A 22,415-nucleotide genomic window follows, 5' to 3' on the forward strand; every position below is an offset into this window, starting at 1 on the left:
ACGCTGCGCACGTTCCTCCGCATTATGGCCACCTGATGATAAGTCAAGCATCAAAAGAACGATCTAACCGATGCCGAGGCCATCTGTACCGCCTTGATGCGTCCGAACATGAAGTTCGTGCCGACCAAGTCAGAAGAACAACAGGATATTCGGGCCCTGCATCGGGCGCGCCGCCGCCTCGTCAATCACAGGACCGCACTCGTGAGCCAAATGCGGGGCCTGCTGTTGGACCGCGGCATACCAATCACTTTATCGAGCGGACGGGCACATCGGGCCATCCCAGAGATACTTGAGAACAAGACGAACGGGCTGAGTGCAATGAGCCGAGAGGTCATTGGCGATTTGTTCGATTTCTTGGGACAGATTGATGCTCAGATCACAACCTTCGACCGCCGCATTGATGCAGTGTTCAAGTCTAATGAGGATTGCCGCCTGATCGCACGCATCTGCGGTGTCGGCCCAAAGACGGCGACAGCTGTTGTTTCAGCTGTGGGCGATGGCCGTGAGTTCAAGAACGGCCGACATCTGGCCGCATGGATTGGGCTGGTTCCACGGCAGCACTCAAGCGGCGACAAGAGGCTACTCATGGGGATCAGCAAACGTGGAGACAGACATCTCCCAAACCTTCTGATCCATGGTGCCCGATCAGTAGTCCGTGTAGCGCAGCGAAAGACAGACCCCTTCAGTCAATGGGTCAACAGCCTTCGCGAACGACGCGGTATTAACCGCGCTATCGTCGCCGCGGCCAACAAAAACGCCCGGATCATCTGGGCCATGCTAAACAGAAAAGAACAGTTCCGCGCCCACGCTTAAGCGCGCAACAAGGATTGCAAGAAGATCATGAAATGAACCGACGGGCAAACTCCGGTGTGTGAGGAACCTGGCTTTTATAATGGCCTGCTGAGGCCGACCATTTGTTGAGGCTCACCACGCGGAATTCCCATTTGGGCGCACCATCGAAGGGTGACGCCGGATAGATGTTTGCAACCTGGGACCTGGCGGCGGAACAGATCAGCGAAAATCTTGCAAAGGGAGAGACATCCATAGATGTAAAACGACGCCTCGCTCATCCCATGCCCGCGGCACAGCTCAGAAACTGGCACACCGCTTTCGGCTTGCCGCAGGATCACGATGATCTGCGTCTCAGTGTATCTGCTTGTCTTCATTCGAAATCTCCTCGTTCATTTTGCCGAGAAAATTATACTCTTGCAGCCCCTTAATTTTCGCTAGGCGATTCACACATTTCTGAGCCTCCATCCGTGAGTGAGGGATTTGAAGTACTGGAGACCGTGGCGGAAGGTTATTGGTCCGGGCGGTTTGGATTTCGGATAGCCGTCCCATCCGCCGAGTTTTGCGATGATCCAGGCGGCCCAAGCCAGCGTTTCAGGCGGATGGGGGTTTTTCTGAAGTGTGGTCTTACCTTCGAGTTCGGGCAGGAGTGCATGGAGGGCCTGGATTTCGGTGGGCGAGAAGGCGATCCTAGCGTCTTGCTCGGACCTGCCATCGCGCGCCTGAACGAGTTGCATAATTGTGCAGGCAGCGCGGGCGGCAATCGCGGCCAGCTTGATCAACCGCTCGGCATTTTCCAGTTGACTGTCTTCCAGTTGGAGGCCCTGCTGTTTCAGCGTTCGGAAGAATTGCTCGATATGCCAGCGTTGCCGATACCAGCCAACTACGCGCCAGGCCATCACTGCATCCTCGACCTTATGGGTGGTCAGAAGACGCCACGAGATGGGCGCGGCGCCCGGCGGCGCATCCTCCTCACAGACCTCGATCAGGTGGACCTCTACCGTCTCGGCCAGCCCCGCCTGCCTTGCCCGATTGGCGGGACGCTTGATCGCAACGGGGCCAAACCGGGTCACAAGCCTGGCGGTGCGGGCTGGACGACCAGGGCGTGCGCGCACCGCCACATTGGCCGTACCCGCTAATTGCAGCGGTGCGGAGGAAAGCTTACCGCCACCTTCCAGAATTGAACGATCCGCCATGGCACGGGTCAGGATGTGAAAGCCCGGCTCAGGCAATCGCGCCCATTTCTCATAGATATCGCTCTCGCGATCACTGATTTCAGTCACCATATGCGCTCGGGCCAGAACCGTCTTGGCGGCCTCTGCCGTGCTCAGCCACCGATGCGATTCCTTCTCTGACAGCGGCCGGTTCCGGTGGGGAACGCTTACCCGGCCATCGCGTGTCCATATCCGGCCCGCGGCCAAACCCAGAATGCCACCCGTCTCGGCATCCACACCCAGCATCGCATGTAGCAAAACACCACGCCCTAATCCCTTGCCGATCTCGCCTAGACCGCGGCTGCGCTCTCTCGTCGTCGAGAAATTGAATTCGCTGGTATCTTGGATTGCCAGTATATGCCGGCCCGCGCAGGCTTGTGAAAGCTCTGCTCCCCAGCCATCAACCAGGGCCTCCACCGTCACGCGCGGATTGGCCAAAAAGCGCGAAAATCCGACAATCCCACTGCGTCGGCCACCCGCTAGACGCCGCAGGCAGGTACTCGTGCGCGCCACCATTTCCGCGAGCAGCAGACCCCCCTTTTTGCCAGGCGCTCGTCTCCGAAATCGCCCAGCCCACAGCCTTCCGAAGTCACCACAAGTCGCCCTCCATTTAAGGTAGGGCAATCGAATCATGCAAAACAAAACCCGTCAAGCGCCCGGGAAGGGAAATCATACCTAAAGATGTGTGCATCCCTTAGTTAATTTTCGGGGGAGATGACCGAAGCCCACGACGAATAGATGCTGGGCCTTGATGCGATCGCCCCTCCCGTCTATCAACGAGCCCTGTCGCTGCTGGGCGACGATCGCCATTGTCGGGTTGATTCATATTGTAGATTCTACAATTAACCCCCAAATGACTATGGCGATCAGGGCTACAGCAAAAAAGATTTCGATCGGCCTTGGTCACACTGGAGGTGGCTGATGCCGGCCCAGATAGGCCTTTTTCAAAGTGAGCGAAGAAATGAAAAGGAAGCCAGAAAGACGAGAAGTGATTATAGTATGGTTAGTCGTCGCGGGATTAACCCTAGGTGTAGTGTTTTGGGCGTATCTAACTGATAATATCACTTAGTAACGTAAGCGTCAGCGAGTTTGAACTGGCAATATTGCGAACGCGGATGCTGGACGCTGCCCGTGCGAAGGCCAGACGCAGCGAACTACGCTACACCCCGCCGATAGGCTACCTTTGGGACTGGGACGCCGGTATCATGTTCGATCCAGACATGCGGATTTAGGAAGCGATAGGCGCGATATTCACCCGCTTCCAGGAACTGGGCGTGAGCGTTTTCTGTCCCCCACCTTCCCGCCTTCAGTGTGACCTGCGATGTCGCGCCTGACGGAGATTGATGCGGGAGTTTCGCGATGGCGACTACGGGTGAGTTACTCAGGGACTATGGAGTAGAGATACGGGGGAATGGTCAGCGTCGCTGGCCTGATAAGGTCAAGCCGCTGATTGTTGCCGAGACGTTGATGCCGGGTGCGACGGTGAATGCGGTTGCTGCACGTTATGGGCTTCGGGCAAACCATCTGTCAGAATGGCGCAGTCGGGCACGTGACGGCAGATTGGTTTTGCCTGCGAGTGATGACGACGGCTTTAGTTTCACATCGATCGTGGTGTTGGAGGATGGCGGCGGTGATTCAGAGAAGTGGCTGCGCAAATCTGAACAGCTGGGATAAGTGGATTTTCCGCGCAACAGCAGCATGATGCTGCAAGCGAGCAGAAGACTATGACAAGACGACCGCGCCGGAATCACAGTCCGGCATTCAAGGCAAAAGTGGCCGTGGCCGCGATCAAGGGCGAGAAGACGCTGATCGAGCTGGCACAAGATTTCGACGTTCATCCGAACCAGATCAAGCAGTGGCGCGATCAGCTGCTTGAGGGTGCGACTGGTGTTTTTGGGGACGCCGCGAAGGCCGAACCAGAACAGGTGATCGACGTGAAGACCCTGCATGCGAAGATCGGAGAGCTGACGCTGGAGAATGATTTTTTGTCCGGCGCGCTCGGCAAGGCGGGTCTGTTGCCGAGCGCAAAAAAATGATCGATCCCACAGCCAAGCTGAGCGTCAGCCGTCAGGCGATCATGCTGGGGATCAACCGGGGCAGTGTCTATTACACGCCTCGGCATCCACGCGGGTTTCGGCCTGCCAAATATCGTTAAGGTAACCTTTGGCTTTGGCCTGAACGGACTTCGGCATCGCGTTCAGAACATTGCCGGTCTCTTGTGGAACCAGCAGCGCTGCTCTTTCGTCGCGCCAAAGACCTCGCGCAGAGCATTCCAGAAGCCCAGGGCACCATCGCCAATGGCCAGGTCAGGCGCGTGGGTGAGTCCGCGTCGTTGCAAAACAAGGAGCAATTCGCGCCAGCTTTGGGTGCTTTCACGATAGCCGTCAGCCAAGCCGATGATCTCTTTGCGGCCCCACTCATCTGCCCCGATCAGCACCAGAACGCATTGTTTTTTCTCGGCCATTCGGGGTCGGAAATAGACGCCATCCGCCCAGATGTAAACGAACCGCCGCGCGCTCAGATCGCGCCGTTGCCAACGGTCATACTCATCCCACCAGTCAGCCTTGAGCCGCGATATCGTGGTCGAGGACAGCCCTGCGGCATTGGTACCAAGCAACGCCGCGAGCGCTTCGTGAAAGTCGCCAGTGGAAAGGCCTTTGAGGTAGAGCCAGGGCACCAGCTCTTCGATGGATTTGGCTTTACGCAGGTAGGGCGGCAGGATTGTCGAGCTGAACCGAACTTTCTCGGCGGCTGCTCCCCAGTCCCTCACGCGGGGCACCTTGACTGGCACCGCGCCAACCCCTGTCATCACCTCGCGCTCAGGCAGGTGACCATGGCGCACCAGCCGCGCGCGGCCATCATCCGTTTTGTCGGATGCATAGGCCTCCAGCAGAACAGCGAGTTCGGCCTCGACGGCTTGCTCAATCAATCGCTGTGCGCCAGACCGTAAAAGTGCTGTCAAAGGAACAGGTGAAAATCCCTGTGGATCGAGCAGTTGGGTAACGGTATTTGGTATGCGGCGGCCCCGCCCCATTGATTTGGCCTGTTCCTGACGCGTGAGGTGCCTGCGAGAAGGTCTGCGTTAGCAGATGGAGGTTGCGCATGGCGGACGGTGGCGATGGATTTATGGGGCGGTGCGAGGTTGTCGAGCCGCGACGGCGGGGCAAGCGGCGTTGGCCTGATGAGGTGAAGGCGCGGATTGTCGCCGAAAGCCTTCAGCCGGGCGCGCGGGTCTGCGATGTGGCGGCGCGCTATGATATTCTGCCCCATCATTTGTCAGATTGGCGCCGCCATGCCCGGCAGGGTCGGCTGGCCCTGCCGGGTGAGCTGATTGATGCGTTGAACGGATCGCCAGTGCCGGAGGCGGCGGAGCCTGCCTTTGTGCCGCTGTCCATTCTGCCTGAGCCCATGGATCAGCCGGTATCTTCCACGACCGAGGCCGCGCAGGACGGCATCGGCGTGATGACGATTGAGGTCGGGTCCGATCTGCGCTTGTGCATTCCCGGTGATGTTACGGTGGAGCGCGCGGCGGCGCTGGTGCGGGCGCTGCGGGGTGCATCGTGATTGTCGCCGGTCAACGGCTGCCGATCGTGATCGCGACGAAGCCTGTGGATTTCCGCTGTGGACATAACGCTCTGGCGCTGATTGTGCAGACGGAGCTGAAGCTCGACCCGCATTCCGGGGTGACGGTGGTCTTTCGCTCAAAACGCGGGGACAGGCTGAAGATCCTTGTGTGGGATGGCAGCGGAATGGTGCTGACCTACAAAGTCCTGGAGCAAGGCAGCTTCGCCTGGCCGAAGGTTCAGGACGGGGTCATGCGGCTGTCCCGGGCGCAATTCGAAGCGCTGTTCGAAGGTCTGGACTGGCGGCGGGTGGTGGCGCAACGGGTGCTGGCACCGACTGCGGCAGGATGACTCAGGCAGCTGTTTTTGACGTTGTTTTATTGGTCTTTCTGTCCCGGTTCGGGTAGAAATGCGTATGTCGCAGCCCTTCGATCTCAGCCAGTTTCCAGACCTGCCGCCCGAGGTGGTGAAGGCCTTTGCAGCTGTTCAGTTCGAGCTTTCGGTCGAGCGCGCTGCGCGCCAGCATGAGCAGTCTGTGGTTGCCGAGAAAGAGGCCTTCATCGCAGAGCTTGAGGTGCTGATCGAGAAGCTGGAAGGCCAGGTTCAGGATTATCGGCGCACCAAGTTCGGGCCAAAATCCGAGAAGCTGGAACTGGCGCTGGAGGACCTGGAAACGGCTATCGCCGAGACGCAGGCGCAAATCGCGGCTGTTGAAGACAGGATCGCGGCCAGCGAACCGGATCCCGAGAAGCGCAAGCCGCGAGCGCCACGCAAGGCCCGGGCGCTGCCCGAAAGCCTGCCGCGCGTCGAGAGGGTGGTCGAGCCCGACAACATCATTTGCCCCTGCGGCTGTGGTGACATGGTCAAGATTGGTGAGGATCGAAGCGAACGGCTGGATTACCTCCCCGCGCGCTATCAGGTCATCGTCACGGTGCGCCCCCGATATGCCTGCCCCAAGGGGCGCACAGGTGTGGTCCAGGCAAAGGCACCTGCCCATCTGCTGGAGGGGAGCTGGCCAACCGAGGCGCTGCTCGCCCAGATCGCCGTCTCCAAGCATTCCGAGCACATGCCGCTGAACCGGCAGGCCGTGGTCATGGCGCGGCACGGGGTGCCGATCGACCGCTCGGTGCTGGCCGACTGGATGGGTCGGACCGGTGCGTTGATCGCCCCCGTGGTCGATCACATGGCCAAACGACTGCTGTCCGGCAGCACCCGGCTCTACGTCGATGAAACCACCGCGCCCGTTCTCGATCCCGGGCGGGGCAAGACCAAGACGGGCTATCTTTGGGCGGTGTTGCGGGATGACCGGGGCTGGAACGGCCCTGCGCCGCCCGGCGTGGTGTTCCATTATCGTCCCGGGCGTAAAGGCGAATACGCCGCCGAAATCCTCAAGGGCTTCAACGGCACGATCCAGGTCGATGCCTATGGCGCCATACCCATCTGGCCACGCCGAAACGCCCGGGCGGCGATCCGCTGCGGCTGGCCTTCTGCTGGGCGCATGGCCGACGCAAGCTGATCAAGGCCAAGCCGAAGAAGGGATCACCCATCGTCGACGAGGCGCTGTTGCGCATTGCCGCCCTCTACAAGGTCGAGGACGCCATCCGAGGCTCCGACCCGGACCACCGCCGCGCTGTCCGGCAGGAAATGTCCCGCCCGCTGCTCGATGAATTCTTCACCTGGCTGAAGGCACAGGCCGCGCGGGTCTCGCGCAAATCCGACCTCGGCGAGGCCATGGCCTACATGCTGAAACGTCAGGACGGCTTCCGGCTGTTCCTCGACGATGGGCGCGTCGACATCGATTCCAATCTTGTTGAAAACGCCATCCGAAGCCCGGCCATGAACCGCCGCAACGCATTGTTTGCGGGCCATGACGAGGGTGCTTCATACTACACATCTGCATATGCCTTTATAATTGCATGGTTATTTGATTGGGATCGCGAGACGCCGGGCGTCTGGCGCGGCGTGCGTCAGCGGCTTGGCGCACGCTGTCTTTCTGAACCTCGTCCTGCCTGATGATCCATGGGGCGCCTTTACAGGTCTGAATGGCGACAAGTTCTCCAGTTTTGATCAATCGACGCACCGTCGACGGGCTGACATTCAAGATTGTCGCCGCTTCGTCCAGAGTGAGTTCGCCACGTTCCTGACGTTCGCCTTCGCGATAGACCGGAATGTTATGGTTGCGGCGTACACTGCAGATACGGCTTCGGTTCCAAGTGAGGCCTTTCCCAGTAACCTTGCCTGCGCGGTTCAATATCGATGCTATGTGCTCATCGTGCATCTGACGGGCCAGAGTGCGGATCAGGTCCAGCGTGTCACCGGCAATTACCCACCGTGTGTGACCCGCCTTGTTCTTCTTGATACTCAGACGCGTATGATCCCCACCTTGCCAATGAATGATCAAAGGCAGGCTGTCTTCGGTCATATCGACGATGATCTCTCGGATCATGAGCCGCAATATCCGCTTTCGGGTCTCGGGTGTGACGCCGGGACTGTCCCAAGCCTGCCCTAGATCTGCACCCAAGCTCATCAATCGCTCGCGATCTGGCACAGAGGCACTGGGCTGTGGTTCAGTCTGGAGCCTTTCGATGTCGATTTCCAAATTGTACACCTGACGAAGTTTGTCGTTCCAACGCCGCTCCAGCTCGTCAGCGACCAGCCGGTTGTCCGGGTCGACCGCATCATACTGGCGCTGAGTCCGTTTTGCTTCAAACCGAGCCTGTTGCAGCGCGTTTTCCACCTGCTGCAACGTCTCGTGCCGCTTCTCTACCTGCGCTGACGCCGCAGACAGAGCCGCCTCGATCCCAAGGGGCTGCAGACGGTCCAGAACTTCGGCCGAAACCGCACGGTCAATACGCATGCCACCAAACGCGATGCAGTTGGCCCGTGCTTTGCTTCCAAAAGTTCCATGGCACACGTAGCGCTGCGTGTTGCCGCCTTTGCCGCTATAGGCCACCCGCAAACGTCGACCGCAGCGCGCGCAGCGCAACAACCCGGGCAACAGCGCCTCACCTTTGCGGATTGCTCCGCGCGCGCCAAAACCGCTTCGATTGGCGTTATGCGCGATCACGCTTTGCGTCTTCTTGAAGGCTTCCCAAGAAATGTAGCCGGTGTGGTGGTCACGGATCAAAACATCCCAGTCGTTCCAATTGCGCCGAAAGCTTTCACGGGTCTGGCGTTTTTGTCCATCCTTGATGACGGCCTTGCTGCCCCGACGCCCGAATGCATAGGTCCCGGCATAGACCGGATTGGTCAGCATGTGATGCAGCGTTGTGTAAACAGGCAGTGTCCAGGTAATACGCTGTGCTCCACCGCCATAAATCGCGCGCGGCAACATGACCTCCTCATCCCGGAACCACAAAAGAACCTGGCGGATCGACTGCAGTTCAGAGAATTTCCGGAACACCAGTGCAATGGCGTCCCGAACACGGCGGTCGGGGTCCATTTCGATGCGATTGTCATCGGTCTTGACGTAGCCGACGGCTACAGTTGTCAGCAATTCACCCCGGCGGGCCTTTTGCTTGATGGCTTCAGCCGAGCGCTGCCGGAAGACCGACACTTCCATCTCGCTCATGGTGCCTTTCATGCCTAGCAGCAGGCGGTCATTGATCAGACGTGGGTCGTATAAGCCGTCTTCGTCTACGATCAGCGTCCCCACCACAGCGCAAAATTCCAGTAAGCTGTGCCAATCGCGCCCGTTGCGGGCCAAGCGCGAAGCTTCAAGCGAAAATACAGCGCCGACCCGGCCTTCACAGATCGCAGCAAGAAGCTTTTGAAATCCCGGGCGCTCGGTGCCCCCGCCTCCCGATTTGCCAAGATCTTCGTCAATGATCTCAACCGCTTCCCATCCCAGTTGCCGCGCCCGCTCAGCCAGCCCATATTGTCGACGTTGGCTCTCTAGGTTGTTGACCACCTGATACGTGGAAGACTGCCGGATGTAGATATAGGCGCTGCGGCCCAGATGCTCAGCCGTGATCTTGTTCATTGTCGCCCTCCTTTCCGGTCTGACACGGATTGGATAGATGTGGCGCGTTCACTGCTTCCTGCAGCAGCTCCTGAAGAAGCATCATGGCCATCTGGCGATCGACTGGGCTCCAATGAACCGTTGGCGTCAGATAGGCAAACAGATCGGGTTGATTGGCGTGTGGCATCGACATCTCCTGTGCTGACCAATTCGTCCTCACGGGAGTGTAAGACCTGATCCAACAACGCGCGAAGGTCGCGCAACCGTTCAAGCGGTAGGGTTGGAGTATCGACAGGCTTGATAGATCCGGCCTCAGGTGTGATCATCCAAGCCGGAAGATGAAATGCCCCACCATGATCTTGGCGGATCAAAAGATGATTACAAAAGTCGTGCTCAACTGATCCTGTAATCTCGACCGTTTGGCCGCAAAGCGGGTGAAACGGATACGTGACAACCGCGTCAAAACCCAGACTCCCGGCATCATAACGCTGCTTCCGACGAGGGTGGCCGCAATTGGGCCCGCTTCGCCAGCCTCATCGGCACATGCAAGATGAACGGCGTCGAACCATATGCCTACATGCGCGATCTCTTCACCAAGCGGGCCAACGGCCACCTCGCCCGCGACATCGACGCCCTGATGCCATGGGCCTATGCCCAGCAAGCCAAGGGCTCATAAGGACCTCGTCTCGTAGTCCCTGACGAGCTACCGACCGCCCTCCGCATCAACCAGCCACAACAACGTGCAACCGATAAATCAATGGGGCGGGGCCGCCGCATACGGTATTTGTCGTCATGTGGCATATCCTTTTCTCAGATGAGAATTGCGGCGCGTGAACAACGCCATGATATGCCTCAGGGGCCATCACCAACTTTTAGCTATATCTCACCTGCGCGCCGTAGGGGGACTGTTGATTTGTTGACGTGGCGTTGACGTAAACGTGCAAAAGCCCGATGGTACTATGATACCACCGTCTTAAGCGTTTGATTTATTTGTTTATTTTGGTTGCGGGAGTAGGATTTGAACCTACGACCTTCAGGTTATGAGCCCATAAGCCCACAATTCCAATAGGTTATAAAAAACAAGCACTTAGCTGATAAGCCTTTGATACCACGCATTTTCTCACCCCACATTCGTGCACATTGGCCGACATTCAGACGCAAACTCGGCACGAAACGTGCATTAGCGGGTTGATGTGGTGTTGATGTAGACCTGCCAGCCTTCTGCCACGTCATCATCGCAAACCACCCTTTTGTATCAAAACACGACAAGTATTTCGAAGTAACCTATGTCAATTTTTCAATATCACCGATTTGTATCATGGAGTTTTAACCACAGCGTTGTTTTGCTATGATCACGACCTTGGGTCATGGATTGCAAATGCCGCAGTGTGCCGGGTCAGCGTGGGTTTTGCCATCAGACCGAGGCACTATTTTTTCTTCGCCGCACGCGATACAGCCATGGATTTCATATGCGATTTGCATGCTGGCCTCCCCACACCACTTACAAGGCAAGCCTGCTTGTCTTCTCAATAGACCCCATCCTGGTGTTGCACACGAAGCGCACAATTGGGTCAAACGCGCTGCCAACGTTTTGCCCAGGCGTCCTATAGTTTCCATGCGTCTCGGGTTCATATGTGCTCGCATGTCCGTTTGTACGAAACATGTCCCATCCTCAGATAATTTCACCGCTGATTTAAACGCCTCTTCAACATCCCGTAGGCTGCGCAAGCCTTTACCACAACAAGCAGATTTGTTTGAGGATGGCGCAACGATCACGGCAGTATCGGGAAAATTAATTCGTCCCAGGAAGGGGCCAAGATCTTCAAAGCGCTTGATTTCAGAGTGATCGTATACCGGGTTTTCATCAAGCAGGTGCTCAATAATTTCGTAATTTCGTTCTTTGTCGTACCAAACCAATATCTCTAGGCCTGCTGGCGCAAACGGGATCATAGGATGTGCGCCATACGCGCCCTCGCTCACAAGTCCGGCTGAGATGCCCGAGACACTCATCGCTGCAGCCAACTTCGCTCGTGCTGCTTCTTCCATCGTCCCTCGCCGCGGGACCTCCCCACTAAATGTCCCAAATTGATCAGTATCGAAATCTGCTGGCAACGTTAGATCTACACCTATTGCTGCAAACGTTTCTTGGAGTGCAATCTGCTTTCCGTGCATGGTTGCCAGCACGGCAACTTTGGGCAGTTGCCGATGCGCATCGCCCAAGAAAACGTCAGATTTTTGCTTCATGTCCTCATCACTTTCCTGGCGATTGGTATCCAGAGCAATTTGGTAGCAACGGAAGTGACGACGCTTCGCGCCGTATGTAAGGAGCGTCTGCATTGGTATCGGAGCAGGTGTCGGTCATCCGAAAAAACTCCACTAGCGCATTTAGGACTCCTCGGGTGCTGATGAGCGGAACTTATTTTGTGGCTTAAAACCTGATCGTGTCGCGGTACGCGGATTGCGCACCCAGACTGTCCGGTTTGGGTGCATTCCCGCCCCTCTAACAGCAGGAACTGCCATATGTCGTGCGCGCTGCAATAGCCTTGTCTCGGCCGTTGGCAGGCTTGGGTGAAAGCCACCATTGCCATCAACTGCTTGGTCCCAGGCGGCCTTGCGGGCACGCAGTACAGCAGGATCATTCAGAGGGGTGCAGTTGATCTCGTTGGTATTGAGATTGACAAGGATTTCGTCGCCATCCTCGACAAACGCAATAGGACCGCCCAGTGCGGCCTCCGGTCCTACATGCCCGATTACAAGACCGATTGAACCGCCAGAAAACCGCGCATCTGTCATCAGGGCAACAACTATGCCCCGTTCGCGGCACAGTGTTGTAATCCGCGCGGTCGGATCCAGCATTTCAGGCATCCCTGGTGCACCGCTCGGACCTTCATATCGAACGATGATCATGTCGTTGTCCTGCAACGCCTCAGGCGTCTGGTCCAACAGGTCCAATAGGGCCTGCTGACCGTCAAAAACGCGGGCCCTGCCGCGGAACAGGTTATCTTCCAAGCCGCCTTCTACGCCAGCCAGCTTCAGGATAGCCGAAAAGTCGGGTGACAGGTTGCCGCCAAGCATCCGTAGGCCGCCTGTCGGCTTGAATGGGGCCCTTACCGGATAAATGACATCGCCATCAGCCTGTTTTGCACCAAGCCGTGCGACCTGCTCTGCCAATGTCTCACCTGTGCAGGTTAATGTGTCGCCATTCAGCAGACCTGCCTCAAGCAACTCGCGGACGATGATCTGAACACCACCAACATTGTCTATGTCTACCATGGAATATTTGCCATATGGCCGCGCATTGGTAAGGACGGGGACGACATGCTGCGAGAGGTGATTGAATTCCTCGGGTGTCATGATGTCCTTCCAGAAGTCGGCAAAGCCAGCTGCACGCGCGATCTCAGGCGCGTGCAAAAGTGCGTTTGTGGAGCCGCCAATTGCCATGGCGACGATCGTCGCATTGCGCAAGGACTCTCGCTCGACAATATCGCGCGGCTTGAGATCTGCATCAATCATCCTGGCGAGCAGAGTGACCAGTTCATCGGGGAACTCTGTCAAACGGCGCGCGTCATCCGAAGGCGGGGCAACCATATGCAAAGGCTGCATGCCAAGCACACCTATGAAGGTTTGCATCGTGTTGTAGGTGAACATGCCGCCGCAACTGCCAAAACCGGGGCAAGCATGACACGCGATGTGGTGGCGGTATTCAGGGTCCGGGTGGCCAGCTGCCTGAAAGGCGCTCACAATATCGAGGGGCTCGCCAGTTTTGGGATCAACGCCAGGGCGGATTGGACCATCTGACATGATGATCGATGGTAAGTTGTGCTCCAGCATGGCCGAAAGCGTGCCGACGGGCGGCTTATCACAGGCGACGACGGCGATTGTGCCGGCCAGCCCGGTTGCACTGAAGTGTTCGCATAATGCATCTTGTGTCACCTCGCGCCCGATTAGAGAGTAACGCATTTCGGGCGTGCCATTTCGCATACCGTCGGAGGTCGCGATCGTGAATTCGGGCTGGACGAGACGAAACCTTAGTTGGTCCGGACCTGTTCCGATGCGGGACCTAAGTGCTTGGTGGATCGCGTCGACCTTGGCCGCAACACCAAGATAGCACTGGCTATCACCTTTGGTACCGACCACGCCGACCGATGGCTCATGGATTAATGATGGGTCGGTACCGATCTCGATGGCAAGGCCGAGGGTTTGGGTTGACCGACCAGGATGGCGGTCGATCAGAACTGCGTTTGGATTGGTCAAGGCGCTCTCTTTCTGGTTTCTTAGCCAACGGGATGAACCGTCGACACAACTTGATGATGATCAAAAATGTGAGGTCGATGATTGTAAAGACTGAAAGTCGCCATCACTGGCCGCAGCACATGTGGCATGGTGTCCTGAAGATTTTGATATGGGATCGACATCAGCGTGGCTCATTGGGTTGGTGTATTGGTTGCATCTGCAGAAACATCAAAGAACTCCTAGCTGAGTGACAAAGTATGATGGACTAAGATGATGGTGGTATGTCAGGCTCGTATTAAGTCAGTGGCATCAAACGCCGTTACATGGCCAACTCGTGCACAATATTGTGTCAACTTGGGCTGCCATCTAAATCAGCAGCTCTGCTAAAGTTATAAAGAGCGGTATACTTAGTATTGCAACCGGGGTGCCGAGGCCTGTCGATGAACCAACATAAGCAGAAGGGTTTGCCTCAGGTAAAGCCGCGCGCAATGTAGGGGGCCCAGAGATATCAGAGCTAGATGCAGCCATCACAGCCATAAGAACCACACCACCGGCAGAAAAGCCCGTCAACTCGTGGGCTATCATACCAAAAACAAAGCCAATCATGCCATGAATGATTGGCGCAGTAATGCCGTACAGTATATAGGCATGAGCTACTTTACGCAGCTCTGCGAGACGGCTCCATGCTTCCATGCCCATGATCAGCATCAGGACCGATAAAAGCCCACGAAACAGCGGCTCGTAGAACCCATGAAAAACCTTGTCAGGTTGTGACAGAATACCGAGAGCCAGACCGGCCAGGAGTGCCGATATCGCTGGGCTGCGGCAGGTTTCGACGAAAATACCACGCACAAGACCTGCATTGCTGGAGCTGTTTGAGGACCGGCGCAGATGTTGCTCACCACAGACGCGAACTGCCAACTCCCCACCACCAGACCCCACCACCTGCGCCCTACGGGCGGCTGACAGTTTCGCCATCAAGATGGCGGTTACCAAAGCTGCGATATCCATAAATGGATAAAGTGCGCCAATAAATCCTTCATAAATGATGCCGCTATCATCTAAAACCGCCATCCCCGCCGCGAGGGTCGATGCGGAGACAGCACCGAAGAGGCCCGCAGTTGCGAGACCGTCCACATGTGTGACACCACGCCACCGAGCCAAAGTCTGACTGCCTAACACCACAATTGCCACCCCAACCAAAGCCGCACCAAGTGCGGGAATGATTAGCGTAAATAAATCGGCCTCTCTGATCGAGATACCTGCTCCCAGCCCGACCTTGAGCAGCAGCAAGATGACGATGAACTTATATACTGGATCCGGAACTTCAAATTTACTGCCAAGGGCAGCCAACAGCATCCCCGCAATCAAGAACGCCAGTGTCGGCTTTTGTAGCTGCTCAACGAAACTGCCGGCGATCGTTACAATAATTTCCATTGCTAGCTCCTAGCGTGTTGCCAGAACGACATAGGGCACGAGGCTTGAAGTTAAAAATATATCATTTCAATCATTTCAATTTAAAAAATAGAACAATGGGAATGTAAGGGATCTTCTTCTTGGCTACTTCGCGAATTCGCATCTGCTTTGGTAGATCAATTTAAGAATCTCACCAGCTTGCTTCGGTCGATGACGAGAGCCCTCCACATTGCAGATGAAGGTGCCAAGCCATTGCAGCGAAGCTCCAATTCACGCCCTCTGGAACCATCACGGCAGGATATCCACCTCGCCGCGCCTGACCCGCTCCAGCATTTCCTTAAGCTCTGGCGGATGCAGAACCTCTACCGCCTTACCCCATTTGAGCAGATGCCACGCCATTTCCAACCAGCCGCTGGCCGTGAATTCGACCAGGAGGCTGCCATCCTCCAGATCAGTCAGCTCCTGGTCCGGATGAAACAGAAATTCGCGGGCAGTTGCTGCTGCGCTGGGCGTAAAACGCCAGCGGACCGGTCCATGCTCCGAGTCAGAAAAGAACGATCCAAAAGCTTGCGCGCTGTAGCGCTCAACATCAAAATCCGGGTCCCGTTCAAAGGGCTGAACGGTTGCGTGCATCTCGAAGATACGGTCAAACCGAAACTCCCGGTATTCTCGGTCGCCATCAGCTTTGCGTGCAATGAGATAATGCCGCGTGCCAACAATCACAGCGTGAGGCTCGACCAGTCGCTTGCGGGGCGCCGGATCACGCGCACCTTGATAAAAGATCTCGACCATCGTCGGCCTGCGGAGCGACGTGAACAATAGGTTGAGATATTCCTCAGACACTTTTCGGCTTGGCCCTGGCCGTGAGGCAAAGCCGTTCGCCAGCAGCAGCAGTTCTGAGTATTTCTTTGCCCCGTGCATCATGGGCCGTGAGTATGATGCCACAAGACGATCGCGGGCGGTCTCCAGTGCTTTTGCCTCGTCCTGCGCGCCATTGCGCTCAGCCCGCCTAATCGCCAGATCAAGGGCCGCCAGTTCCTTTTCCTTCAAAACCCGGTGCTGGATGTAAGGCACATCGTGCAACGACCACCACCGGCGGCGGTCACGATCGTCCCAGGTCTCAACACCGCCGAACAGGTCTTCGAACTTACGCAGCATCCGGCGTGCAGTGCGCTCCTCAACCTCGAATTCTTCCATGATGAGCCGCAATGAGATGCCCTGCCTGCGGGCGTTGGCCATTTCAGCCATCCGGTAGAGCTGTTCTGCTTTAATGAACGACATGGGCAAAGCTTATTTTACGGTTGCAGCAACAAGGGGTAAGAGACTGCCCCCATAGGCAGTTTACAATCAATCGTCGAGGCCGAATCGTCATCGGTGATATGTCTGTAAGTGGTTAGCAAGCCTCAGATTGAAATGGAAATTTGCCGCTGGAGAGGCCTGCTTGGCTCGTCACGGCAAAAAGGCAAAGGAAGCTGCTGATGAGTTTACCGCAACGTGTTTTCTACACTATCCACGAAGCTGCCGCACGCTGGGGCTGCACGATATCTGACATCGCCGGCTGGGCTGACATGGGATCATTGAGGATCGTCACAGGGATCCCACCCGTGGAATGTGATGGCAAGCGCGCTGGCGGGATGGTGCAAATCCGACCAATGGATATCATTCCCATATTCCGCCGCTGCGGAACGGGACCACAATCCGCGCATCTTCAGCGCATTCGCCCACTCGAGGAAAAAGAGTGGCTGTATATCAGCGCACCTGAAGTCGGCGTCGCCGTCTCGATCGGGGACGTCATGATCCTGGGCGAAGATCTTCAGCTTTTCGAGGACGCACATAATCTTTTCGGTCGGATTGCCGAAGGCGCTGGGCTGAGCGAGGAAGGCGACTATGACTGGTCAGCAATGCATGTCGAAATCACGCGTCGCGTGTTCGAAGAAGGGTTGCCCGCCTCGCAAGGCGCATGGGTCCGCGAACTTCAAGACTGGTTCTCCGCGCAATCGGAAGACGGCACCTTCCCTGATGAACGCTCGATACGTCGACGGCTCAAACCCATTCTTGATGCCTTGAAGTTCAAGAGGCCGAAGCGGTGACTGCGTCGGGGTTGCTGTGCGGGGCCGTCGTTGCCGAAGACGTGTCTGCGTCGTGGACAAGGCGGGGCTTGGGCTTGAAGACGCTGGCCACCGCATCGACGCCTGCGCGCAGTGGCGAGTCCATCAAGTGCGCATAGCGTTGGGTCGTCTGCATCTGGCTATGACCCAGCAGCTTGCCGATCATTTCGAGTGAAGCACCCCCGCTGACCAACAATGATGCAAAGGTGTGGCGTAGATCATGGATGCGGACATCTTCGATGTCGGCCTCTCTCTGAATGCGCTTCCAGAACCGCCGGACCTCCTGCACAGGGTGGCCCGGCGTGTCGCCGGGGAACAGCCATGGGCAGCCAGGATAGACAGCCTGAAGGCGCTGGCGCACAATCACAGCAGCCTCTTCGGAGATCGGCACGCGGTGTACGCGCCGTTGCTTGGTCGTGGTTGCAGGTTTTGTCCACGACAGATGTTCGAGGTTGAAATCCTCAAAACGCGCCTGACGGACCTCCCCCACACGGGCCCCGGTCAGCATGCACATCCGGATGACGTTCGCAGCCCGCGCGTCTTCTGCCCCATCCAGCGCTGTGGCAAGGCGTGCGATTTCCTCTTGTGACAGATATCGCTCGCGCGGTGTCTCCATGCGACGGCGAAACCCCATGGCGGGGTTATCCTCGCGCCACCCCCATTTAACGGCATAGGCGAACATCTTGCGGACCACCTCACCCACCCGGTTGGCGCGTACCGGCGTGGGTTTGGACCCTTGCAGCTTGCGCGCGCGATTATTGGGGTTGGCCTTGGCGGGCCGCGCGCGTCCCTCGGCGACCTTGTTCAATAGCAGTTCCACATCATACGCGCTGACCTCGGTCACCAGCATCCGGCCCCAAGCCGGTGCGATGAACTTTGCCATCATTGATCGCTGATCAGCCGCGTTGAGCTTGGCCAGATGCGTCAGGTGCACATCACTGTAGCGCGCAATCAGATCCGTGATCCGTGGTGCCTCGCGCAGGGCGTCGCGGTTCGCCAGAGGATCCCCTCCGGCATCAATATCCCGTCGTAGTGCTTTCGCGCGTGTGCGTGCCGCCGACACGCTCCATTCAGGCCAGCGGCCAAAGGTCATCCGGCGCTGCCTGCCTGCATAGCGGTAATCAAGCGTGAAAGCACGACCACCGCCGCGATAGATGCAAACAGCAAAGCCGCGCACCTCTGTGTCAAAAATCTGGTAATCTCGGCCCTCGGTGGGCGCGGCCTCGCGCACAACCGCTTCTGTAAGTTTCTGTCTGTTCACCATCCCTAAACCTCTCTCTTGGTCCTGTCATGACGCGTAGATCGCGCACCTTATCAAGCAGAGCATGGCGCAGGGGGTGGCAGGGAGGCGTGGGGTGGCACGCCGGAGACACTATGGTGCCACCCCCTGTTTTATTGGGGAATTGCGCGCTGGGCCGGTCTCCGGTCGGTGCGGCGCCCATTATGATTTTGGCCCGAAAGCACCTTTGAACTCCAAAATCACAATCAAAGCCGGACGATAGTGGCACAATTTTCAATAAAATATGGGGGTGGCACGCGTTTATGCACGTTGCCACCCCCTGTTTGCACGCGAACGCGCGCGAAAGCCTGCCTATGTAGCGGTTTATGCACTTGTGCATACGAATCCGCATATCAGCCCGATTGCTGCAATGGCGCGAAACCTGCCGCCGCCTTACCGGAATGCAAAGAAAACCTAATAAAACATGGGGTGGCACGAGGGTGGCGGTTTGCGTGCCACCCCGTGCCTCCCTGCCACCCCCAGCGATGTGCGTGAATGGTTTTCAGCATTTGCCCACCTTCGGGCCATCACACTGGAGACATCACATGCATGAAATCATAAACGCCAAAGGAGGGCGGGATACGTCGCGGGCTCTGCTGACCGGTTGGATCAGCCGCGCCGATCTTGCCCAAGAACTCGAGGTCACTGAAGCGACCTTAAGGCGCTGGACATTAGCGCGCTGGGGGCCGCCCTGCATTCGCGCAGGTCGCAAGATCTTTTACCGCCGCAGCGCCGTCATTGAATGGCTGGAAGACCAAGAAGCGGCAGACCTTCGCCGCGGGCGTCGGGGGGCACGCCGATGAGTATCCCCCTGCCCTTCCGGCAACGGAGCCGGCGCGCTGAACGCGATGAGGTGCGCGCGGACTGGATTGACGAGCGGCGGCGCGAGGCCCGCATCGTCGTGGCTGACGTCATCAACCATTCCGACCATCTGCTACGCATCGCCTGCAATGTGCTGGTCCGCCATGGCGAGACACCCGAGGAACGTGAGGACGCTCGTATTCTTCTGGTCGTGCTGGAGGCCAAGACCCCGGGGCGCGGCAATCATCACAACCAGGATCCGGAGGTGGAGCGATGAAGCGGCGCGGAACACCCGAGGCAGATCTGCAGCGCGCTGTTGTGGTCGCCTTGCGCTTTGCCCTCCCCAAGGGGGCGATCGTGCATCACTGTGTCAATGAGGTGACTGAAGCGGGCCTGCGGGGCGCCAAACGTCAGGCGATCCTGGTTGGTATGGGCGTATATCCCGGCTTTGCCGATCTCATTGTGCTCTGCGGTGGGCGCGTGCTGTTTTTGGAGCTGAAGTCTCAGAAGGGTCGTCTCAGCCCTGCGCAGGAGGCGTTTCGCGATGCCATCTTGGCGCAAGGCTTTGGCTGGGCGCTGGTTCGCAGCCTTGACGATGCGCTGGGCGCGCTGGCGGATCACGGATTCACAACGCGGGTCGTGCAAACCAGTACACCGGACGCCCCGCGCGATGCAGGGGCACGCCACGATGGTACCGGTCCTTCGGCGCGGAGGGTCACCCAATGAGCCATGCCGCCACCAACTGGGCGATCCAGCGCCGCGGGCTCAAGCCCACCACCAAGATCGTGCTCTGGCATTTGTGTGATCGCTTCAATCCCGACTACGGCTGTTTCCCCTCCCAAGCGCGGCTAGCGCATGATTGCGAGATCAGTCGCTCGACCTTGAATGATCACCTAGGTCAGCTGGAAGCGGCGGGATTGTTGCGCCGTGTGCCACGCATTCACCCCGTGACCAAACGGCAGATGCCAACACGCTACATCTTGGGGTTCGAACCTGGCTTTGCCCCGCATGATCCGAACCCGTGTCCGGAAACCGGACACGGCGCATTGCCATTCGATGGGACAGTGTCAGGGGACCAGGTGATCTGCGCAGAAGTGGCCGATCAGCAGGACCCGTGTCCGAAAACGGGACACGGGATTGACGCAAGACCCGTGTCCGATTTTGACCCCGACCCGTGTCCGGAAAATGGCCAAAGCCGTGTCCGGAATCCGGACACTAACCTTGTAAGAGAACCTTTAAGGGAACCAGTAAAGGAGGAGGAGGATGCGCGCGGGCGCGAAACCAGTTTTGATGATTTTTTTGGTGACCTGCTGCAAGCGCTGGGCTTCGATGGCGACGGCGCATTGCCCGCCTGGTGGCAGGGCTGGCCAGCACGGCAACACGTCCAGCGCTGGATCGATGATTTAGGCATGTCGCAGAAACGGATCCTTGCCGTAGCTCGCGAGAGCCGCGAAGCGCACCGTGCCCCACCAGATGGCCCCAAGGCGCTTGATCGGGCAATGGAACGGGCGGTACGGCGTGATGCGCAGCCTGCGGCCAATTATCTGAATGCTAAGCGCAGCACAAAATCCCAAAGCAAGCCACTGCCCAGTCCCGATGAAACGGCTGCGTTCTATGCAGCCAAGGTGAACTCAGACGAATACCTGCCCCAAAACATGATCAGCACTGCGACATGCGGATTGATGCTGGAACGCGGACTCGTCACCCTGGAACGCCTCCAGATGCGGGGTGTGCTATGAGCAAATTTGATCGCAGATTGCCCCGCATGCGGGTACAGCCCAGCGCAGGCGGCAAGCCGAAACGCGCGCTGGGCGTGCAGGCAGCCCTCGAATGGGCCTTCAGGGTCGAGAAAGCCCAGCTTGAACTGCCACCGAGACAGGACGCCGAGGAGGAAAGTCGTGGCTTCGGGTTGGAATATGTTCTGATGCAGCGCACCATCCTAGGTTGCAAGGTGGATGGCGGGCAGTACAAGATGGGCAGCTACACCCATCCGGACGCCGAGGTAATTGCAGCGACCGTGGCCGGACTGCCCGACAGCTTGGGCGGGATACGCATGGCACTACGCGTCACAGAGCTTGCAAGGGCCGGGATGACTCCTGACTGGATGCCCGGTGCGGTGCCGCGTTGCGTGCCAGTAGACATTAAGCGCAACCGGCATGGTGATCGTGCTGTCAGCGTGGTCGTTGGCACAGAGCGCACCCTAATCAGTGGAAAGTGGCGTGACGTGGAAGTCCGCGCGTGTCCGGTGATATTCAGGCCGCACCCCGAGCAGATTACATCCGCGCGACGTGGCTATAACGACTGGTGGGCCGCATTGGACTGGGTGCGCGATGGGTTGGTCGCTGGCGGGATGTTGAGGGAGGTGGAGGTGGCGGCAGTGATGCCAAAGGCGAAACCATGGGGGTACCGAAAGCAGTCCAAGCCTGTGTCGCCAAGTCTTTGACCCGGGCATACTCATGGTTGAAGCTACCACCGGGTGACAACTTTAAACCGAAAGATAGATTGCGCTCAAGCACCCAGTGGGCCGATACATTTTTTGGTCAAAAACGACGAACGATGATTGAAGAAAGGAAAACAATAGATGAGCCATCCCGTTGACGTCCACGTAGGAAAGCGCATTCGACAGCGCCGGCTACTACTGAACACAACCCAGCAGCAAGTGTCTGATCAGGTTGGTGTGAAGTTCCAGCAGATGCAAAAATATGAAACTGGTAAGAACCGTGTCAGCGCATCACGCCTATGGGACATCGCTAACGTTCTAGACGTGCCTGTATCTTTTTTCTTTGAAGGACTGGACGCCCAAAATAAGGTCCGCTCGACGAAGTCAGATCTGCCTCACGATATTCTGAATAATCCGGAGGCATTGAAGGTTTTGCGTGCCTACTATGCGATACCAGAAACGCAACGCTCTCACGTATTACAGCTCACTCAAGCTTTGGGCGAAGACGCTTGATTACCCCTTGATAGCACTCCTACACGCGAATGGCGCGTGATATTGAGCGGCATTGCGCTTTTGAAACACATACGGCTATGTGGCATGAGGGTTTGAGC

General features: G+C 57.5%; 18 protein-coding genes and 7 pseudogenes. 14 read left to right on the plus strand and 11 right to left on the minus strand.

Features of this window, described 5'->3' with window-relative positions; genetic code table 11:
- Positions 1 to 42: 42 nt before the first annotated feature.
- A pseudogene (locus tag C7964_RS17845) lies at positions 43 to 813 on the plus strand (IS110 family RNA-guided transposase); the annotation flags it as partial.
- A gap of 236 nt (positions 814 to 1,049) precedes the next feature.
- Here the strand turns inward: C7964_RS17845 and C7964_RS17850 are convergent.
- Together C7964_RS17850 and C7964_RS17855 are read right to left on the minus strand one after the other, a co-directional pair.
- Positions 1,050 to 1,166: pseudogene (locus C7964_RS17850) on the minus strand (transposase); the annotation flags it as partial.
- Between the two features lie 69 nt (positions 1,167 to 1,235).
- Positions 1,236 to 2,441 carry an IS4 family transposase gene (locus tag C7964_RS17855; protein ID WP_220000195.1) on the minus strand — a complete coding sequence of 402 codons (1,206 nt, stop codon included), beginning with the start codon at positions 2,439 to 2,441 and terminating at the stop codon, positions 1,236 to 1,238.
- A gap of 921 nt (positions 2,442 to 3,362) precedes the next feature.
- On the opposite strand from C7964_RS17855, the gene C7964_RS17865 reads away from it, so the two are divergent.
- Entirely contained in the window at positions 3,363 to 3,677 is a 315-nt protein-coding gene (locus C7964_RS17865; RefSeq protein ID WP_110280949.1) for a transposase, read from the plus strand.
- Positions 3,678 to 3,727: 50 nt separating this feature from the next.
- Positions 3,728 to 4,122, plus strand: a pseudogene (locus C7964_RS17870) (transposase); the annotation flags it as partial.
- Here C7964_RS17870 and C7964_RS17875 read toward each other — a convergent pair.
- Positions 4,115 to 5,037, minus strand: a pseudogene (locus C7964_RS17875) (IS256 family transposase); the annotation flags it as partial. The pseudogenes C7964_RS17870 and C7964_RS17875 overlap by 8 nt on opposite strands.
- Positions 5,038 to 5,105: 68 nt before the next feature.
- Here C7964_RS17875 and tnpA point away from each other — a divergent pair.
- The 3 genes and pseudogenes from tnpA to tnpC all read left to right on the plus strand — a co-directional run.
- The gene (gene tnpA, locus C7964_RS17880) at positions 5,106 to 5,567 is read left to right on the plus strand and encodes an IS66-like element accessory protein TnpA (protein ID WP_110280950.1); all 462 of its coding nucleotides are present in this window, start codon (positions 5,106 to 5,108) and stop codon (positions 5,565 to 5,567) included.
- Positions 5,564 to 5,917 (plus strand): IS66 family insertion sequence element accessory protein TnpB, encoded by a 354-nt coding sequence (gene tnpB, locus C7964_RS17885; RefSeq protein WP_110280951.1) that lies wholly within the window; start codon positions 5,564 to 5,566, stop codon positions 5,915 to 5,917. The genes tnpA and tnpB overlap by 4 nt, the downstream gene beginning before the upstream one ends.
- 64 nt (positions 5,918 to 5,981) lie before the next feature.
- Positions 5,982 to 7,444 (plus strand): annotated as a pseudogene (tnpC, locus tag C7964_RS17890) (IS66 family transposase); the annotation flags it as partial.
- A 28-nt stretch (positions 7,445 to 7,472) separates the two neighbouring features.
- Here the strand turns inward: tnpC and C7964_RS17895 are convergent.
- From C7964_RS17895 to C7964_RS20415, 3 genes and pseudogenes are all read right to left on the minus strand, one after another.
- The gene (locus C7964_RS17895; RefSeq protein WP_110280952.1) at positions 7,473 to 9,548 is read right to left on the minus strand and encodes a recombinase family protein; all 2,076 of its coding nucleotides are present in this window, start codon (positions 9,546 to 9,548) and stop codon (positions 7,473 to 7,475) included.
- A complete protein-coding gene (locus C7964_RS17900) occupies positions 9,529 to 9,714 on the minus strand; it encodes a hypothetical protein (RefSeq protein ID WP_110280953.1) in 186 nt (61 codons plus the stop codon). The genes C7964_RS17895 and C7964_RS17900 overlap by 20 nt, the downstream gene beginning before the upstream one ends.
- A 58-nt stretch (positions 9,715 to 9,772) precedes the next feature.
- A pseudogene (locus C7964_RS20415) lies at positions 9,773 to 9,997 on the minus strand (DUF5372 family protein); the annotation flags it as partial.
- 17 nt (positions 9,998 to 10,014) lie between these two features.
- Here C7964_RS20415 and C7964_RS17905 point away from each other — a divergent pair.
- Positions 10,015 to 10,203: pseudogene (locus C7964_RS17905) on the plus strand (transposase domain-containing protein); the annotation flags it as partial.
- A 689-nt stretch (positions 10,204 to 10,892) separates the two neighbouring features.
- Here C7964_RS17905 and C7964_RS17910 read toward each other — a convergent pair.
- The 4 genes from C7964_RS17910 to C7964_RS17925 all read right to left on the minus strand — a co-directional run bounded on the left by C7964_RS17910 (position 10,893) and on the right by C7964_RS17925 (position 16,457).
- Positions 10,893 to 11,864, minus strand: a complete 972-nt coding sequence (locus tag C7964_RS17910; RefSeq protein WP_110280954.1) for a DUF6671 family protein — start codon at positions 11,862 to 11,864, stop codon at positions 10,893 to 10,895.
- 48 nt (positions 11,865 to 11,912) lie between these two features.
- On the minus strand, positions 11,913 to 13,781 hold the full coding sequence (locus C7964_RS17915) for a dihydroxy-acid dehydratase domain-containing protein (protein WP_110280955.1): 1,869 nt from the start codon (positions 13,779 to 13,781) through the stop codon (positions 11,913 to 11,915).
- A 345-nt stretch (positions 13,782 to 14,126) separates the two neighbouring features.
- Positions 14,127 to 15,197, minus strand: a complete 1,071-nt coding sequence (locus C7964_RS17920; protein WP_110280956.1) for a sodium-dependent bicarbonate transport family permease — start codon at positions 15,195 to 15,197, stop codon at positions 14,127 to 14,129.
- A 267-nt stretch (positions 15,198 to 15,464) separates the two neighbouring features.
- On the minus strand, positions 15,465 to 16,457 hold the full coding sequence (locus tag C7964_RS17925; protein ID WP_110280957.1) for a helix-turn-helix transcriptional regulator: 993 nt from the start codon (positions 16,455 to 16,457) through the stop codon (positions 15,465 to 15,467).
- 197 nt (positions 16,458 to 16,654) lie between these two features.
- Here C7964_RS17925 and C7964_RS17930 point away from each other — a divergent pair, with 197 nt between their 5' ends.
- The gene (locus C7964_RS17930; RefSeq protein ID WP_110280958.1) at positions 16,655 to 17,266 is read left to right on the plus strand and encodes a hypothetical protein; all 612 of its coding nucleotides are present in this window, start codon (positions 16,655 to 16,657) and stop codon (positions 17,264 to 17,266) included.
- Here the strand turns inward: C7964_RS17930 and C7964_RS17935 are convergent.
- A complete protein-coding gene (locus tag C7964_RS17935) occupies positions 17,247 to 18,548 on the minus strand; it encodes a tyrosine-type recombinase/integrase (RefSeq protein ID WP_110280959.1) in 1,302 nt (433 codons plus the stop codon). The genes C7964_RS17930 and C7964_RS17935 overlap by 20 nt on opposite strands.
- A 560-nt stretch (positions 18,549 to 19,108) precedes the next feature.
- Between C7964_RS17935 and C7964_RS17940 the strand changes: the two genes are divergently transcribed.
- The 6 genes from C7964_RS17940 to C7964_RS17965 all read left to right on the plus strand — a co-directional run bounded on the left by C7964_RS17940 (position 19,109) and on the right by C7964_RS17965 (position 22,317).
- Positions 19,109 to 19,366, plus strand: a complete 258-nt coding sequence (locus tag C7964_RS17940) for a helix-turn-helix transcriptional regulator (protein ID WP_110280960.1) — start codon at positions 19,109 to 19,111, stop codon at positions 19,364 to 19,366.
- Entirely contained in the window at positions 19,363 to 19,641 is a 279-nt protein-coding gene (locus C7964_RS17945; protein WP_110280961.1) for a hypothetical protein, read from the plus strand. The genes C7964_RS17940 and C7964_RS17945 overlap by 4 nt, the downstream gene beginning before the upstream one ends.
- Positions 19,638 to 20,090: a VRR-NUC domain-containing protein gene (locus C7964_RS17950; protein WP_110280962.1), complete on the plus strand. Its 453-nt coding sequence runs from the start codon at positions 19,638 to 19,640 to the stop codon at positions 20,088 to 20,090. The genes C7964_RS17945 and C7964_RS17950 overlap by 4 nt, the downstream gene beginning before the upstream one ends.
- Entirely contained in the window at positions 20,087 to 21,103 is a 1,017-nt protein-coding gene (locus tag C7964_RS17955) for a helix-turn-helix domain-containing protein (protein ID WP_110280963.1), read from the plus strand. Before C7964_RS17950 ends, C7964_RS17955 begins: the two co-directional genes overlap by 4 nt.
- The gene (locus C7964_RS17960; RefSeq protein ID WP_181417236.1) at positions 21,100 to 21,807 is read left to right on the plus strand and encodes a hypothetical protein; all 708 of its coding nucleotides are present in this window, start codon (positions 21,100 to 21,102) and stop codon (positions 21,805 to 21,807) included. Before C7964_RS17955 ends, C7964_RS17960 begins: the two co-directional genes overlap by 4 nt.
- Before the next feature lie 138 nt (positions 21,808 to 21,945).
- The gene (locus tag C7964_RS17965; RefSeq protein WP_110280964.1) at positions 21,946 to 22,317 is read left to right on the plus strand and encodes a helix-turn-helix domain-containing protein; all 372 of its coding nucleotides are present in this window, start codon (positions 21,946 to 21,948) and stop codon (positions 22,315 to 22,317) included.
- The last annotated feature ends 98 nt before the right edge of the window (positions 22,318 to 22,415 follow it).

Origin of the sequence: Loktanella sp. PT4BL (assembly GCF_003201935.1) — a bacterium.
GTDB lineage: Bacteria > Pseudomonadota > Alphaproteobacteria > Rhodobacterales > Rhodobacteraceae > Yoonia.